Source organism: Tenacibaculum sp. L6 (assembly GCF_028823685.1).
GTDB lineage: Bacteria > Bacteroidota > Bacteroidia > Flavobacteriales > Flavobacteriaceae > Polaribacter.
In genome coordinates this window covers 1-306 of the sequence record NZ_JAPEHZ010000211.1, presented here as the reverse complement: position 1 = coordinate 306, position 306 = coordinate 1, and the positions used below count along the sequence as shown (strand labels likewise).

At 40.5% G+C, this 306-nt stretch carries 1 pseudogene; it reads left to right on the top strand.

The features are described 5' to 3' along the window. Positions 1 to 306 (top strand): annotated as a pseudogene (locus OU788_RS12760) (hypothetical protein); the annotation flags it as partial.

Sequence of the window (306 nt, the reverse complement as noted above, 5' to 3'; positions counted from 1 at the left end):
GAGCCTTTCAATAACGGTTTCATTGTACCATCAAACAGGACTGCCAGATTACAAGCTTCGGAAGATGGTAACACAATATTCAACATTAGTTATGCAGGAGATACAGGTGGTAACTACACTGAATATTCTGTAAAAGGTGGGCAAAATTTCACACAAACAGGTTCTGAAATCAGCATTGCTCCTTACGTAGGTACTGCTCCAAGATGGATTAAATTATTCGATGGAGATAAAACTGGTGCTGCTGTTTACATAGCTACCGAACATAAAGGTGACGATAAAGGCACTGAAGCTGTTACCGACGACACA